General features: G+C 30.3%; 6 protein-coding genes. All 6 read left to right on the forward strand.

What is annotated here, in order from left to right; all coding sequences use genetic code 11:
• Positions 1-33: 33 nt before the first annotated feature.
• Positions 34-1701 (forward strand): glycoside hydrolase family 66 protein, encoded by a 1668-nt coding sequence (locus N4A55_RS16440; protein WP_293758496.1) that lies wholly within the window; start codon positions 34-36, stop codon positions 1699-1701.
• A gap of 36 nt (positions 1702-1737) precedes the next feature.
• On the forward strand, positions 1738-7203 hold the full coding sequence (locus tag N4A55_RS16445) for a glycoside hydrolase family 66 protein (RefSeq protein ID WP_293758499.1): 5466 nt from the start codon (positions 1738-1740) through the stop codon (positions 7201-7203).
• Between the two features lie 365 nt (positions 7204-7568).
• Positions 7569-7949 (forward strand): hypothetical protein, encoded by a 381-nt coding sequence (locus N4A55_RS16450; protein ID WP_293758502.1) that lies wholly within the window; start codon positions 7569-7571, stop codon positions 7947-7949.
• Positions 7950-8000: 51 nt separating this feature from the next.
• The gene (locus tag N4A55_RS16455; RefSeq protein ID WP_293758504.1) at positions 8001-8417 is read left to right on the forward strand and encodes a hypothetical protein; all 417 of its coding nucleotides are present in this window, start codon (positions 8001-8003) and stop codon (positions 8415-8417) included.
• Between the two features lie 290 nt (positions 8418-8707).
• Complete coding sequence (locus N4A55_RS16460; protein ID WP_293758505.1) at positions 8708-10630, forward strand: ABC-F family ATP-binding cassette domain-containing protein; 1923 nt, start codon at positions 8708-8710, stop codon at positions 10628-10630.
• A gap of 330 nt (positions 10631-10960) precedes the next feature.
• Positions 10961-16768 (forward strand): hypothetical protein, encoded by a 5808-nt coding sequence (locus tag N4A55_RS16465; protein ID WP_293758508.1) that lies wholly within the window; start codon positions 10961-10963, stop codon positions 16766-16768.
• Positions 16769-17049 lie beyond the last annotated feature (281 nt).

The raw sequence follows: 17049 nt of genomic DNA on the forward strand, positions 1-17049 counted from the left end.
ATTGCAGAATTACATAAAACGAAAGGTGATATTATGAAAGATTTGATACAAGATATTTACCCGAATAAAGCTCAATATCTAGAAGGAGAGACTATAGAAATAATAATAGAATGGAATCAGAATATTAAACTAGCTGATGTTTGTATTTCTCTAGTGGTCTCTCACTTAGGGGAAAAGCATCTAACCATTACGAAAGGAGTTAATAATAAAGGTAAAAATTCAATAATTGAAATAGAACCCCTGCAAGTTAATGGATATGGTGTAGACATTAGTATACTTGATGAAGATAAGATTGTAGCAACTTATTCAACGGCTGTTGATGTAGCCAAAAGTCATAAAGATTCTCCAAGATATGGTTTCCTTAGCGAGTTTGAATCAGATGATACATTGGATGATGAGGATGTACTATCCATGAAAAAACTTCATATTAATATGGTGCAATTTTATGATTGGATGTATCGCCATGATGATTTAGTTAATGAAGATGAAAACTATATTGATCTCATGGGTAAAAAAATATCATTAAATGCCATTAAGAATAAAATTGACCTATGTCATAAAAATGGTATGAAAGCAATTGCCTATGGTGCTATTTATGCAGCTAGCAAACCATTTTATGAAAACCATAAAGATGAGGCGTTATATGGTAGTAATATGCAGCCAATATCTTTTATAGATAAATTCATAATTATGAATATCGAAGAGAAATCTCCGTGGCATAGACATATTATTAATGAGTATGAGAGAGCTATTAGAGTCTTAGATTTTGATGGTATACATATGGATACTTATGGTTATCCCAAAAAAGCAGTAAGTAGGTTGAGTGATGATAATCACATAGTTAATCTGGAGGAAGAATTTCCTGTATTGATTAATAATACAAGAAAACAATTAAGTAAGGTAAAAAGAGATGTTACTTTAATCTTTAATAATGTAGGAAATTGGCCTGTTAGTACTACTAGTTCAGCAGAGCAAGATATGGTTTATATAGAAGTATGGGATCCTTATAGTACTTATAATCACATACAAACTATAATTAGAGATACTAGAAGAGAAACATACAAACCTATTATCCTTGCTGCTTATTTGAGACCTTTTATGGATGAAAGTGAAGAAGCAGGGGCATATGCTCTAAAATTATTGACTGCTGCAATTATTGCTAATGGAGCCTATCATTTGATACTGGGGGAAAATCAAGGGGTTTTAACACAAGGCTACTATGTGGATTATTCAAAAATAAGCGATAGTCTATTTAGTGAAATTAGGAAGTACTATGATTTTATGATTAGATATTCAGATTTGTTCTATAATAAGAACCTTATAGACGTATCTATGACTCATGCTTATGGAGACAACATGGAGTACGTTTTTGAAGGTGATGATTTTAGTGCAACAGCTGATTCTAATAAAATATGGACAATTATAAGAGAAAGTGCTGACACGAAACTAATCTCATTGATTAATTTGAAAGGAAATGATGTGATATGGAATAAGGGAAAGAAAGAACCAAAGATGAATTCTGCTATTAATCTTAAGATTCAAGTAGAAAAGGAAGTAGAAGATGTATATATTTCTTCACCAGAACAAGCAGCACCTATAAAATGCCCTTACAATATAGTAGCTGTTGAAAGAGGAAATATATTAATAATGGACATAAGCAGACTAGAAATATGGACAGTTATTGTAATTAAATTAAGATAGAATTATAGACTATATATGAGAATGAGGAGTGGAAAGATGAAAAAATTAATGAGTTTATTTTTATCTCTTAGCTTACTTTTATTAACAATAAACACGACTGGTAATATTGCATTTGCTGCTGATAATTGTACTATTACTGAAGTTAGCGTTGATAAAGCGAGATATAATACTGGTGATAATGTTACTATTTCTATTGAAATAAATAATCCAGATAGTATGGCAGTATCAAAAACAGTAACAACTAAAATATATCATTTAGAAAATCTTATTGATACTTATAGTTCAGTTGTTGATGTTCAGCCAAATACAGTTACTACTCATACAGTAACATGGAAAGCACCTAGCAACAATTACACAGGCTATTTAATATCAGCAGACATAGGTAATGGTGTTGATGTTACAACAGGAGTTGATGTGTCCAATGATTTTACAAGATACCCTAGATATGGATATTCTGTAGATTTCCCTGTTGGAGAAACTTTAGACGAAAGTAATGAAATGATAGAAAAGTTAGCAAAAGATTATAATATCAATGTTGTACAATACTATGATTGGATGTATAGACATGATATGAACTTCCCTAGTACAGGAAATACATGGGTTGATTTGTTTGGTAACACTATTAGCGAAACAACGCTTCAAAATAGAATTGATAAGGGACATACTCTCAATCAAAGTGCTATGGCTTATCAAATGGCATATATGGTACGTGAAGATTATGAAGATTATAATGCTAAGAAAGAATGGGGACTTTATAGAAGCAAAGATTATAATATAAGCTATGATAAAGATAACCCATCAACTATTAATAACATAGATCAATTAAATTTCCCTCTTGAAGGAAATCCAGCACCTATATTATTGACAATGAATCCAGCTAATAAAGATTGGCAGGATTTCATGAATAATCAATATACTTTAGCTGTTAATCGTTTAGGTTTTGATGGTATCCAAATAGACCAAATGGGTGATTTCTGGGGAAATATTAATTATTACGATTATTGGGGTAATTATGTTGACCTTGGTAAAACATTTTCAGATTTTGTTAATGATTCAAAAGAGGCATTAACTAATAATGATAGTAGTAAAAATTATGTAACAATGAATGCTGTTAATGGAGCAGTACCACCAAATGACAAATTTTCTACATGGGATATTATGAATAATGCTGATACAGATTTTCAATTCAGTGAAATCTGGCAGAACTCTCCTACATATAATAGCTTGAAAAATTATATTGAATGGCAGAGATTAACAGATGGTGGAAAAACAATGGTTCTAGCAGCTTATATGAATCAGCATACTAATGCTGGAACTCTATACGAAGCTGAGAATTCAAGTCTTAACGGTTTAACTAGTGGGAATGATAATGGTACAACTTATATTACTGGTTTTGATAGTGTTGGTGATAGTGCTGACTTTAATATTTTAGTTCCAGAAGATGGCGTATATACTTTAGTATTCAGATTCTCTAATGGAGCTTCAGCAAGAGCAGATAAAAATATCTATGTTGATAATGAAAAAGTTATGACAGCTTATTTTGATTTAACTAGAACTGGATTAATGCCTGCTAACCCAAGTTGGTCTAATTATTCTAATGAAGCAGCTTTTACAGACCCGAAAACTTTATATCTTACAGCAGGAAATCATAGCATAAAAGTTCAACATGACAGTGATAATACTGGAGATATTCGTATGGATAGTATTACACTAGGAACTTTTAACAAAGCTTCAGTTCGTTTAACAGATTCAGCAATAGCTGCATCAGGTGCTATGCATATTGAAATGGGAACTGGTCTTAGTATGGCTAATGGCTCAGGTAATTTCAGTGATACAGTTATGTTAGGTCATCCATATTATCCAAAAGCATTTAAAATGATGAGAAAAGATCTTAGAAATGAAATGCAAAATCATTATGACTTTATTACTGCTTATGAAAATCTATTATATGATCCAGATATCAACCCTGTTGATGGAGGAACACAAACAATCAGTATTAAGAATGAAAGTGTTACTGGTTCTGGTGAAAGTGGTAATATATGGTTCATACCAAAAACAAAAAATGATGATTATGGTATAGTGCATTTAATTAATCTAACAGCAGAAACTAATACTAATTGGAGAGATGTTACTGATGAACCAACAACTAAAACTAACCTTCAGGTAAAATATTATATACCTTATCACAAATCAATATCTAACCTATATATGGCTAGTCCAGATAGAAATGATTGTTTGACAGAGAACCTTTCATTTACTACAGGTACAGATAGTGTTGGTAAGTATATTAAGTTTACAGTTCCTGAATTAAAATATTGGGATATGATTTATTTTACATATGGTAACGAAAGTGAACCATCAATATATGAAGCAGAAGATTCAATTAAAAAAGATGTAAGTACTAATACTAATCATTATGGCTATACAGGATCAGGATTTGTTGACTGCTATGGAGAACTATGGGACAGTGTTTCTTTTGACATAGAAGTTGAAGAAGAAGAGGATTATACATTAAGTTTCTCATATGCTAATGCAACAGGTAGTGAGTGTAGCAGAGAACTTATTGTCGATAATCAGAACAAAGGTAAGATATCATTTCAGCCTTTAGCAAATTGGGATACTTGGGGAGTAGCTGAAAAAGGAGTACATCTATTACCAGGTAGACATAGATTAGTAGTGTTGGTCACTCATGAATATAAAGGTTACATTAATTTAGATAACTTACGTGTTACTAAGCTATCTGAGAGTGTAAGAGGGGTATATATGAATAACTGGAAGAATTCAGTATACCTATGGAAAGAAACTCAAAGTAATTTAGTTAAGCCTTTATTAGCTGATGGTCCATCTATATATGAACTAAGATTCTATGAAGAAACAGAATCTGATAATTATGATAGAAATGAAATCAAAAATTACAGCATGTTTTTCAGAAATGAAACTGATAACAAAGTATATACGACTGGAAGAAATTTCAGAGCTTCAGGTCATTTTGGTGATGATGGTATATTCTATACTAATTATGAGACTTATGCAGGGGAAAAAATGTCTCCAGAGATATCAAGAGATTATGCAGTGGTACCTAATGAGAATTTTATGGTTGTAAGATATACTGTTAAGAATAATACAGGGAATGAAAAGACTTATAATGTCATGGATATGCTACATGTAGATAATCATAGTAGTAATAATATAACAGCTGCCTATGATACTGATAAGAAAGTAACCACTATAGATATGAGTAGAGCAGGACAATATTATATAGCTCATGGTACATTAGAATCAAATATCAATGGCTATCAAGTATCAGATGATACAGTAACAAATAAAAATAATAATGTTTGCTCACCATGGCATACTTTTAACAATGATGGTACTTTGAAAAATAATGGTTCTGTAACTTGTAAAGATATCTCAACTGCATTTACTAAGGCAGTTACTTTACAAGCACAAGAATCAACGGAGATATATTTTTATATAGCAATAGGTAAAGATAGCTCAGAAATTCAAAATGCTATTAATACAGTAACAGGGCAAAATGGTAGTCATTGGATGAATGCTATGGATACTAATTACTCCAATTGGTTGAATGAAGGTAAAACCGTAAACTTCGAACAGCCAAAATTGAATTATGCTTATGAAAATATATCTGTAGCATTAAAACAATCAATTGTACCTGGTACATATAATGATGGTGGAAAAGAAATACCAAAATTTGCATCACTTCCAGCTGCAACTAATCCATCAGCTTATTCTTATAAGGTATGGGCAAGAGATTCAGCAGTTACAGCTATGGCATTAGATGCATCGGGTCATACAAAAGAGGCTGAAAACTATTGGTATTGGTTAGCAGATCGTCAAATTAAAAATGATGAAGGTGATTGGAAAAAACCAGGTACTTTTTGGACCTGCTATTGGATATGGGATAATAGATCTGTTAACTTCGTACAACCAGAGTATGATTCTATAGGGATGTTCCTAGTTGGTGCTTATAGACATTATGAAAGCTTAGATGAACCAGCCAAAACTAACTTCCTAAATAATATATGGGATGATTATAAAAGGTCAGCAGATTTTGTAATGAACCACATTAGTGCAAATGGTTTTGGTAAAGCTGATTGTTCTATATGGGAGGAACAAACAGAGTATAATGCATTTACAGAGGGATTGTATGTTGCTGGTTTAGATGCAGCTCAGGAAATGGCAAAGGCTAAAGGGTTACAATCTTTAGCAGATAGTTATAATGGTGCTACAAGTTCTATAAGAACAGCTATTCAAAGAAGATCAACAGATTCAGAAGCAGGATTATGGAATCAAATAGATCCTAATAATAGATATTACAATAGAGCTGTTAATCTAGATGGTACGCCAAGAACAACAGTGGATGCTTCAAGTGATGTTTTAGTTACTTATGGTGTTATTGATATGATGTCAAAGCGTGCTTATGACCATTATAAAAAAGTTACTAATACAATATCTCATGATACATATGGTATTACAAGATATGAAGGAGATACTTTCTATACAGGTAAAAATTCTTGGGATCCAGGTGGGGTAGAAGCTTTTGAAGATGAACCTTCTTGGCCACAAATGACTATGTGGGTAGCTATGATGGAACTTTTCAGCGGTTATGATTCTCTTAGAGACAATGCTCTAAGACGTCTAGAATGGTTTGCTGATAGAACTGCATTAGGTTACGCACCACAAGGAGAAGCAGTTTCTAATGTTACGTTAAAACCTTGTATAAGCACTATGATAGAGCCTATTACAGGAGCTGCATATATTATGACTGCTCTAACTTATGAAGATAAATTTGATATGCGTATTACACCAAATCAATATAATGCTGGTGCTAGATATACTGTTAATGTTCATGATGGATGCAGAGATACAAGCGATATTTATGATACTAAGTCAGATTGGTATCAATGGGGATACATACCTTATTACTTAGATAAAATAGGTGATAATACTGCTGGTGATTCAACAAGAGATATTGAAAAAGTATATATTTCTAATGATGATGATAATATGTATATTAGAATTGACAATGTAGGAAATACTTTACCTAATTATAATGAAAATGGTGATAAGTTCGTAGTATCTGTTTACTCACAAGATTTTAGTAATAGAAGCATTAATACTACTAATAATGGTTTTTATGGGGCAGTATTAGATAGAGAATATGGATATATGGTCACAAGAAGAAGTGATGAATCCAATTACACAGCATATAAAGTAGACTCTAATAATAAGTGGCAGTTGGATAAACAAATCACTAGCGTTATAGCACCTATGTGGGAAAGTACTTCTGGTAGAATTGAAATGGTTATTCCACTATCGGAGCTTTCAAGTGGGAATGTTAGAAATGGAGATTGGGCTAATATAAAGATTGCACTAGGGTTAGATAATGGTTCTGGTATGCAGGAAACAGACTATATGAATATTCATTATAGAATTACTGGTAACAATGAAAGTTGGATATTTGGTAATTCAGAAGAATAATTAGAAATAAAAATATATTTATAATATTACAAAATAAAGGAGTTGGTTTATACCAATTCTTTTGTTTTATAAATTACTTTAAATAGTATAGTGCAAAAATAAAATAATATTTACAAAAATAATAAAAATAATTACAATTAAAACATATTATAATAAATTAACAAAAATTATTTATATTATTTAAACAATATGATATAATATTCTCATTATAGTATAAAAGGTTGGAAAGATGAGGTGATCACATATTGATATATGTACAATAAATAATACAATACAACACAATAATGTTTATATTTAAAAATTATAGAACCTATTATATTATAATAAGCTGTTATATTTAAAATAATAAAAGTAGGAGTGATTAAATGTTAAGAAAAAAAGCAGTATTTTTGAGTGTTTTATTAGTGAGTTTAATTGTATTCCAAACAACTAGTGTATTAGCATGTGGAGTATTTCAAACAGAGTATAGAGCTCTAAAGAATGGTGTAACTGTTGATTTGATAAATACAGCTAGTGAAAAGGGTGATACTATAGGTGCAAAGGTTGAGTTTTACGATACTTATGGTAATTATTTAAAAACAGTAACAAAGATTAAAAAAGCAAGTAAAGTAAAACATTTCCATCATGATTTTATAGATAAAAGAACCATTTATGGTAGAGTAATAGTGACTCCTATTTTTAATGAAAAAGCTGTAATGAGTCCAATAACTATTAATCTTTATCCTGCTTATCCACCAAAAGAATAAATATAGTAATATTAATGAATTTAATTCAAAAAGTCTAGAGGAGTGATTAAAATGTTAAGAAAAAAGGTATTATTTTTAAGTTTATTATTAATAAGTTTGATGGTATTTCAAACAGCTAGCGCATTTGCAAAAGAAGATGCATATAATATGGGTCTAGACTCATGGGAAATAGAATACAAAGTCCTAAGAACAGGTGTAAGAATTGATTTACTCAAAAAAGATGTTGAAATGGGAGATACCATAGGTGCAAAAGTTGAACTTCTTGATAGAAAAGGTAACCATGTAACAACTATTACAAAGGTTGAAAAAGCAAGCAGAGTAATACATTTTTGTAAGCTTTTTACAGATAAAAGAGCTAGAAATGGAAAGATAAAAATAACACTTCTTGTTAATAATATACCTTATAATCAATATCCATATGAATTTGATATTAAGGAATTTTTAAAAGAATCTAAAAAGTATAAATAGAATTATATTACATAGAAATCTATATTTCTACACAAATAAGTGTTACAATAGATTTGTCGGGAAACAGATAGGCTAAAAAGGTCAGTATAACTAATAAGAGTTATACTGACTTTTTTTCAATATACATTTTCGTTAGTCTTCTATAACTAAATCAATACCAAACATAGATTTACATAGTTGAGTATATCTAAACGATTATGGTATAATCTAATATAAATATATTGAGAAAAATTAAATTACAAATATTTAATATTAATCCATAAATAAATTATAGATAGGTAGGTTTAAACATGAATATATTGTCCGCAGAAAATCTCTCTAAAAGTTATTCAGAGAAAACTTTGTTTGAAAATATAACATTTGGTATTGACGATAATGAAAAAATAGGTTTAATAGGCGTTAATGGTACAGGAAAATCTACGTTACTAAAGACTTTGGTAGGCATCGAATCTCTTGATGAAGGAAAAGTAGTTACTGGTAGAGACGTAAAAATTCAATACCTATCCCAGAATCCTGACTTTGATAATGAATCCACTGTACTTGAACAGATTTTTCAGGGTGATAGTAAAGAAATGAAACTCATAAGGGAATATGAACTAGTAGTTCAGAAATTAGAAAAAGAGTACGATAATGTTAAGTTGCAAGATAGATTAACAGAGCTTAATAGTGACATGGATTCTTACGATGCTTGGAAAATGGAAAGTGAAGCTAAAAGCATCCTGACTAAGCTTGGTATACGAGATTTTGAGTCGAAAATGGGGATTTTATCAGGTGGACAAAGAAAAAGAGTTGCTTTAGCAGCCGCTTTAATTCAACCATCAGATTTACTTATCCTAGATGAGCCCACAAACCATATTGATGATACTTTGATTGAATGGCTGGAAGATTATCTTAATAATCGTAAAGGTGCATTATTAATGATTACACATGATAGATATTTTCTTGATAGAGTTACCAATAGAATTCTAGAACTTGCCAAAGGCGGGTTATATTCCTATGTTGGAAATTATAGTTTGTACCTAGAAAAGAAAGCAGAACGAGAACAAGAGGTTATTAATAAGGAATTAAAAAGAAGAAATATTTTTAGAAATGAATTAGAATGGATAAGAAGAGGAGCAAGAGCTAGATCTACTAAACAAAAAGCTAGAATAGATAGATTTGAACAACTAAAAGAACAAAAAGTTGATCTTAGACAGCAAAATATGGATATTACAGTAGGGACAAGAAGACTAGGTAAGAAAATTATTGATATCCATAATGTATCTAAGAGTTTTGGTAGTAATAATGTATTAAAAGATTTTGACTATACAGTTCTTAGAGATGATAGAGTAGGTATTATAGGTGCTAATGGAATGGGAAAATCTACATTACTTAATATGATTGATAGCAGGTTAACCCCCGATAATGGTAGTATTGATATAGGTGAAACAGTAGTTATCGGTTATTACTCACAAGAAAATCTTGAGATGGATGAGAGCATTAAGGTTATTGAGTATATTAAAGAAGTTGCAGAATATATTACTGCTGGCGATAATTATAAAATAACAGCTTCACAGATGTTAGAAAGATTCTTGTTTACAAAAGAAATGCAATACACTTTTATTAATCGTTTATCTGGAGGGGAAAAGAGAAGATTGTACCTGCTTAGAGTATTGATGCAAAATCCTAATGTACTTCTACTAGATGAGCCTACTAATGACCTTGATGTTCAAACACTTACTATTTTAGAGGAATATATTGAAAATTTTAAGGGAGTAGTTATTACAGTATCTCATGATAGGTATTTCTTGGATAAGATATGTGATAAACTATTTGTTTTCATGGGCAATGGTGAGGTTAAACAGTTTACAGGAAATTATACTAATTATATTAAGATTAATCCAAATGTTGTGGGTAGTAATGAGGATAATGAAAAAGCTATTAATATAGAAAAAGAAAATACAAAATCCAATTATAAGCAAAGAGAAAGAGCTCCCAAGTTTAGTTACAAAGAGAAGATAGAGTATGAGGAGATTGATGGTAAGATTGAAGAAGTTGAGGATAAGATAAGTAAGGTAGAAGAAGAGATTGGTAAGGGTGGTAGTGATTTTGTGAGGTTGCAGGAACTTACTGAGGAGAAGGAAAAGTTGGAGAGTAAGTTAGTGGAGTTGATGGATAGGTGGGAGTATTTGAATGAGTTGGCGGAGAGGATAATGAGTAGTAATAGGCTTTAAATATAATTGTTAATTAAATAGATAAGAATAAGTAATTTATAAAAGACGATAATTGCGAATGATCGTCTTTTATTATTTTTGTGTAATTATAATTATTAAATGTTATAAATTTTTTAAAAAAATTTAAACATTAAATTAAAAACACATAAAAATTTAATATATAATAGTTACGTTGTGTATTCCAAACTAACTAAGAGGTATTAGTACTATATAACTACTTGTTTTAAGGTATGCTATAGTTGAAAAATGTCATATATTAGATTATAATGTAAGAAAATAAGATATAATAATTGTTAATATGTAATTAATTATGAATTAGGGAGGAAAACAATGAAAAAAATATCAGCTATACTATTAACACTAACAATAATATGTCTTTCTAATATTACAGTTAATGCGGAAGTTCCAACAATTCCAAGTAATGTTAGAATGACAGGAAATGAAGTAACTATTGAATGGGATAGTGTAAAAGGAGCAACTGAATATAAAGTAAAGCGATCAACAGAAGAAAATGGTCTATATGAAACCATAGGAGAACATATTATAGGAACTAGTTATAAAGATGTTATTAAAGATTATAGCCATGATTATTATTATGTTGTAACAGCAGTAAATAGTGATGGTGAAAGTGTGCCATCTGAAAAAGTAAAGTGGGAAAGTGGTAATTATAGATATATGATTGTAGAATTTTATGATTCATATAAACTAGGTGGATCTTATTCAGGAATCAATATTGCAGAAATTAAGTTATTTAATAGTAATGGACAACAAATAAATTATACCATACCAGTATGTTATGATTCAAAAACTGATGGAGAACCTGAATACAATTATATATCAAAATTAATGGATAATAATCTAAGTACAAATGGTTTGTTTTGTTATACCGCTGGACAAGAATTTTGGACAAGGCTAGTATTAGAAGTACCAAATAATAAAGAAGTATCTAAGGCAGAAATTTATACAGGTATTTATCGTAAACCTAGAGAAATTAATATATACCAAGCACATACATACAACTATAATACTAATTTAAAAGGTAGAGATAATAATGGTTTGAAATATTTTGGGAAAAGCCAAGGAAATAATGTAGAAACAGCTGAAAAATACATTATAACAAGAGGAGATACTACGCTGAATGCAAAGGGAGGAAATAATAAAATTACATTAAATTGGGAAGCGATAGATGGTATGACCCAATATAGTGTAAAGAGAGCCTTAAATGAAGATGGGCCATATACAGTAATAGCGAATAATATAACCTCAACTACATATATAGATAAAACAGTAAATAATGGAGATGAATATTATTATGTAGTTACAGCAACTAACAATGAAAATATAGAACTTAGTTCTAATAAAGTTAAAGCAAGTGCGTCTTCTATAAATCATCTGATTTTAGAATTTGAAGATCATTATGATAGTACAAGTACAAATGTTAATGAAATAAAAGTATATAATAATGATGGTGAAGAAGTTAATTATAGCGTTTCAGAAGTCTTTGATTCTGCTATAAACGGTAATCCACAGTTATGGAACGATAGTACTAAAGGTAAAATTAGTCTTAATGATAAACAAACAGATACTTATACAAGTATGAATTATTCTAGTTCAGTAGGAAGTGGTACGTGGACAAGGGTTGTACTTGATTTTGAGGCTAATAATGGTATTTCAAAAGTAGAAACATGGGTTGGAAGTACTAACAAGCCACAGAAAATAAATATATACGAGGCAGAACAGTATAATTTCGATTCCAATATTAAAAATAGAGATAATACAGGAATAGAAATATTTGGTGAAGCTTTTATTAAAGATAAAGCTGTAGCTGAAAAATATACTATATCTAAAAGCAAATTGAATGCTCCTAGAATTATTGCAAACGCTAATAATGGTTACGTACAGTTAAAATGGGAGGATATAAACAATGCTGCAAAATATACTATTAAAAGATCAATTACTGAAGATGGACCATATAACATTGTATCAAGTAATGTAACAGATACAACATATAATGACACATCTGTAGTGAATGGTATAACTTATTATTATGTAGTTACAGCTAATAATACCGAAGGTGAGAGTTCTAATTCAAATGAAGTAAGAGCCAAAGTATCTGCTGCTAATTATCTACTTGTAGATGTATATGACCATTATGATGGTAATAGTACCTACTTAAGTGAGATGGAAGTATATGATAATAATGGAGAAAAAATAAATTATACTGTAATAAATGCATTCGATTCAGCCGTAAACGGAACGTCATATTATTGGAACGATACTACATATGGAAGAACAAAATTGAATGATAATGATCTAGCAACATTCTATTGTATAAATAGAACAAGTAAAGCAGGAGACGGGACATGGACTAGATTAGTGTTAGATTTAGAAGATAATAATGGTATTTCAAAAATAAATATGTGGACAGCTGGTGAAGCAAAACCAAAAGAAATAAAATTTTATGAAGCAGTACAATATAGTTATGAAAAAAATGTTAGAAATAGAAATAATGAGGGTATTGAACTATTTGGAGAAGCTTTTATTAATAAAATAGCGTTAAAAGAAAAATATACTGTAACTAAGAGTTATATAGAAGCACCTACAAATGTACAAATAGTTAATAATAAAACTAAAGCAGAACTTAATTGGAATGAAGTTGAAGGAGCTACAGGGTATACAATTAGAAGAGCTAGTACAGCAAAAGGACCTTATAATACGATAGCAAAGGGTATTACTGAAAATACATATACAGATACGACTGTAGTAAGTGGTCAAGAGTATTACTATGTTGTTACAGCATCTAATTCAATGGGGGAAAGCTCATACTCTAAAGAAGTACAAGTTAATACTTCTTCTACACGCTATCTTATTGTAGAAATATATGATCATTATGATGGGAGTAGTGCTTATGTAAATGAGATAGATGTATATAATAGTAGAGGAGAGAATATTGACTATAAGGTAGTACAAGGCTTTGATTCGGCTGTTAACGGGACACCATATTATTGGAGCAATACTACATATGGAAGAACAAAATTGAAGGACGATAATTTGGCTACATCTTTTTGTATTAATAGAACAAGTAAAGCGGGTGACGGTACATGGACAAGATTAGTATTAGATTTAGAAAATAATGATGGTGTATCTAAAGTTAGTGTGTGGACAGATGACGAAGAAATACCACAGAAAATAACTATCTATGAAGCAGATAAATATAATTATGATACTAATATAAAAAATAGAAACAATATAGGTATTGAACTATTTGGAGAAGCATTTATAAACAATATTCCTAGTACAAAAGAATATGATATTAACAAAAGTTATTTAAATGCTCCTACAAAATTAAAGTTAAATAACAAAAATGATCAGGTACAGTTAAATTGGGTAGCAGTAGACGGTGCAACAGGATACAATGTAAAAAGATCTAAAAAAGAAAATGGTCCATATGATATCATCGCTAATAATGTCATGGGCGAAACCTACACAGACGATACCGTTAACAATGGCTTTACATATTATTATGTAGTATCAGCTGTTAATAATAGAGGAGAAAGTTCACCTTCTAATAAAGTAAAAATTTCTGTAACAGCTGCACGTTATCTTATTGTAGAAGTATATGATCATTATAATCTTGAAGAAACTTACTTGAATGAGATCGAAATATATAATAGCGTAGGAAAGAAAATTAATTATACAGTTACAGAAGGTTATGATTCTTCTGTCAATGGAACTCCGTACTATTGGAATAACGAAACGTATGGAAAGGAAAAGTTAAAAGATAATAATTATGCAACTATGTTTTCTGTAAATAGAAAAAGTACAGCAGGGGAAGGAACATGGACAAGATTAGTGCTAGACTTACAAAGTAATACAGGTATTTCCAAGGTTAATGTATGGACAAATAGTATGAAGAAACCTAAAAAAGTTACCTTCTATGAAGCAAGACAATATGATTATAAGACTAATATCAAGGGGAGAGATAATATAGGTTTAGAGTTATTTGGAGAAGCTTACATTAGCAGTAATGAGGTTGCCGAAAAATATATTATAACTAAAAGCTACTTAGAAGCCCCAAGAAATTTAACTGTTAAAGGGGGAAATAAAAGAGCCGAGCTTACTTGGAATCAAGTTGATGGAGCTACTGGATATAATATTAAACGTTCAAAAACACCACAAGGTCCGTATGAATTAGTTGCTAATAATATTGCAAATACTTCTTACTTGGATCAAACAGTAATGAATGGATCTACTTATTATTATGTTGTAACAGCATTAGATAATAATGGAGAAAGTTCTAATTCAAATGAAGTTAATGTAAAAGTATCTGCTACTCAATATTTAATTGTTGAAGTTTATGATCATTATGGTAATAATGATAAAGATCCTACTAATATTAATGAGCTTGAATTATTTGATTGTGATGGTAAAAAAATTAATTATACACCAATAGAAGCTTTTGATTCTGTTACTAATGGATTACCTTACTACTGGAATGATGCAAATAATGGATATACTAAGTTAAATGACGATAATAAGTCATCAGCAAGTGCTGTTAAATCTTTGTGCCAAGAAGGAACAGGGTCATGGATGAGGTTTGTATTAAAGCTACATAGTAATAGTGGTATATCAAAAGCTGATATTTGGACTAATTCTATTAATAAACCTAGAAGCGTGAATATTTATGAAGCCTTAAGTTATGATTACCTTATTAATGTTCGTAATAGAAATAATACAGGACTTATTGATTTTGGCTCTATTGATATGGTGGATAATGGAGTAGCAGAGAAATATACAGTATTTCCTAAGTTACCACAATCACCATCAACTATTAATTATAAAGAGCAGAATGGACAAATCAATTTTGTATGGTCTAGTGTTACTAATGCTAATAGCTATACTATTAGACGTGCTACAGTATCAGGCGGACCATATACAGTAATTGCAGATGGGTTAAGACAAACACAATATGTTGATAATACAGGTGTTAATAATACACATTATTACTATGTAATAACATCGGTTAATTCAGCAGGTGAAAGTGAATATTCAAAAGAAATTACAGCAACACCACATATTATTATTCCAAAAGCCCCTGCCCATCTAGTAGGTAAGCCTGCAGCCTCAAGTGTTAATTTAACATGGAATGTAGTTAGTACTGCAGATACTTATACAGTAAAACGTTCTCAAATAGATGGAGGACCTTATATTGAAATTGCTAAGGGATTAACTTCAACAAGCTATTTGGATACTGGTTTATTAGATGGTAGTACATACTATTATGTAGTTTCTGCAGTTAACCAAGCTGGTGAGAGCCAAAATTCTGCTCAATTAAAAATTCGAGCTGGAGCAGTTGCGTTAAATGCACCAACTAATCTTACAGCTATTGCAGATAATCAGAGAATAACATTGAGTTGGAATATTGTTAACCATGCTACAGGATATAAAATTAAAAGAGCAACTAATCAAGGAGGACCTTATGTAGACATAGTTGGAGATATATTAAGTAATAGTTTTGTTGATACGAACTTAATAAATAAGACAACATATTATTATATAATAATAGCGACCAATGATGAAGAAGAAAGTGAAGCATCTGTTGAAGTATCAGCTACTCCAGGAATATTTATACCAGAACCAGTACTTAACTTTGTAGGTCTTGCTAATGATAATCAGGTAACGCTTAGCTGGGATGTAAATGAAAAAGCAGATTCATATATAATTAAAAGGGCATTAACACCCAATGGGCAATTCTCTATAATTGCACAAGGCTTAACAGGTACAAGCTATATTGATACAACAGCTGTTAATAATACATCTTACTATTATGTTGTAACAGCAGCTAATAAGGCTGGAGAATCAACAAATTCTGCAACGATACTAGTTATTCCAAAAGCAAAAGAAGGTAAACGTGTTATTTTAGCTTTGACGTTAACAAATGGTATGCAAAAAGATTATGATTTATCACAGACCCAATTGGTTGAGTTTCTTAATTGGTATAGAAAAGCAGTTAATAATGATGCCATGCCATATTTTACTATTATAAAAGGTGATAATAAGGGACCTTACTTAAGTAATAAAGATTACATAATCTTTGAAAAGATTTTATATTTTGAGATTAATGAATACACAAAATAGATAAATCTTTAAGGGGTGATAATAATATCACCCCTATTATTATAATAACCTGTAGAGTTTAAATAATATATGCCTTATTATACACATTATATACGTTGAAGAATAATTAATTAATATGTATTTATTAACTTGGATGTATTCAATAATCTCTCGGAATCTTGAGAGATCATGTCAGCAAAGCTGACAAAAGCACTTTGACAAGTAAATATTGTCTGAATTACAAATAAAAGTAGAAAAATGGGTAAAAGAAATAGACATAACTGCTGTTATGCTTTAAAATA

It is taken from the genome of Vallitalea sp. (genome assembly GCF_025211055.1).
Taxonomy (GTDB): domain Bacteria; phylum Bacillota; class Clostridia; order Lachnospirales; family Vallitaleaceae; genus Vallitalea.

What these genes read in the sequence shown, in the direction of transcription:
- N4A55_RS16460 (WP_293758505.1), top strand. Translation starts at nt 8,708, where the DNA reads ATGAATATATTGTCCGCAGAAAATCTCTCTAAAAGTTATTCAGAGAAA.
- N4A55_RS16465 (WP_293758508.1), top strand. Translation starts at nt 10,961, where the DNA reads ATGAAAAAAATATCAGCTATACTATTAACACTAACAATAATATGTCTT.
- N4A55_RS16440 (WP_293758496.1), top strand. Translation starts at nt 34, where the DNA reads ATGAAAGATTTGATACAAGATATTTACCCGAATAAAGCTCAATATCTA.
- N4A55_RS16445 (WP_293758499.1), top strand. Translation starts at nt 1,738, where the DNA reads ATGAAAAAATTAATGAGTTTATTTTTATCTCTTAGCTTACTTTTATTA.
- N4A55_RS16455 (WP_293758504.1), top strand. Translation starts at nt 8,001, where the DNA reads ATGTTAAGAAAAAAGGTATTATTTTTAAGTTTATTATTAATAAGTTTG.
- N4A55_RS16450 (WP_293758502.1), top strand. Translation starts at nt 7,569, where the DNA reads ATGTTAAGAAAAAAAGCAGTATTTTTGAGTGTTTTATTAGTGAGTTTA.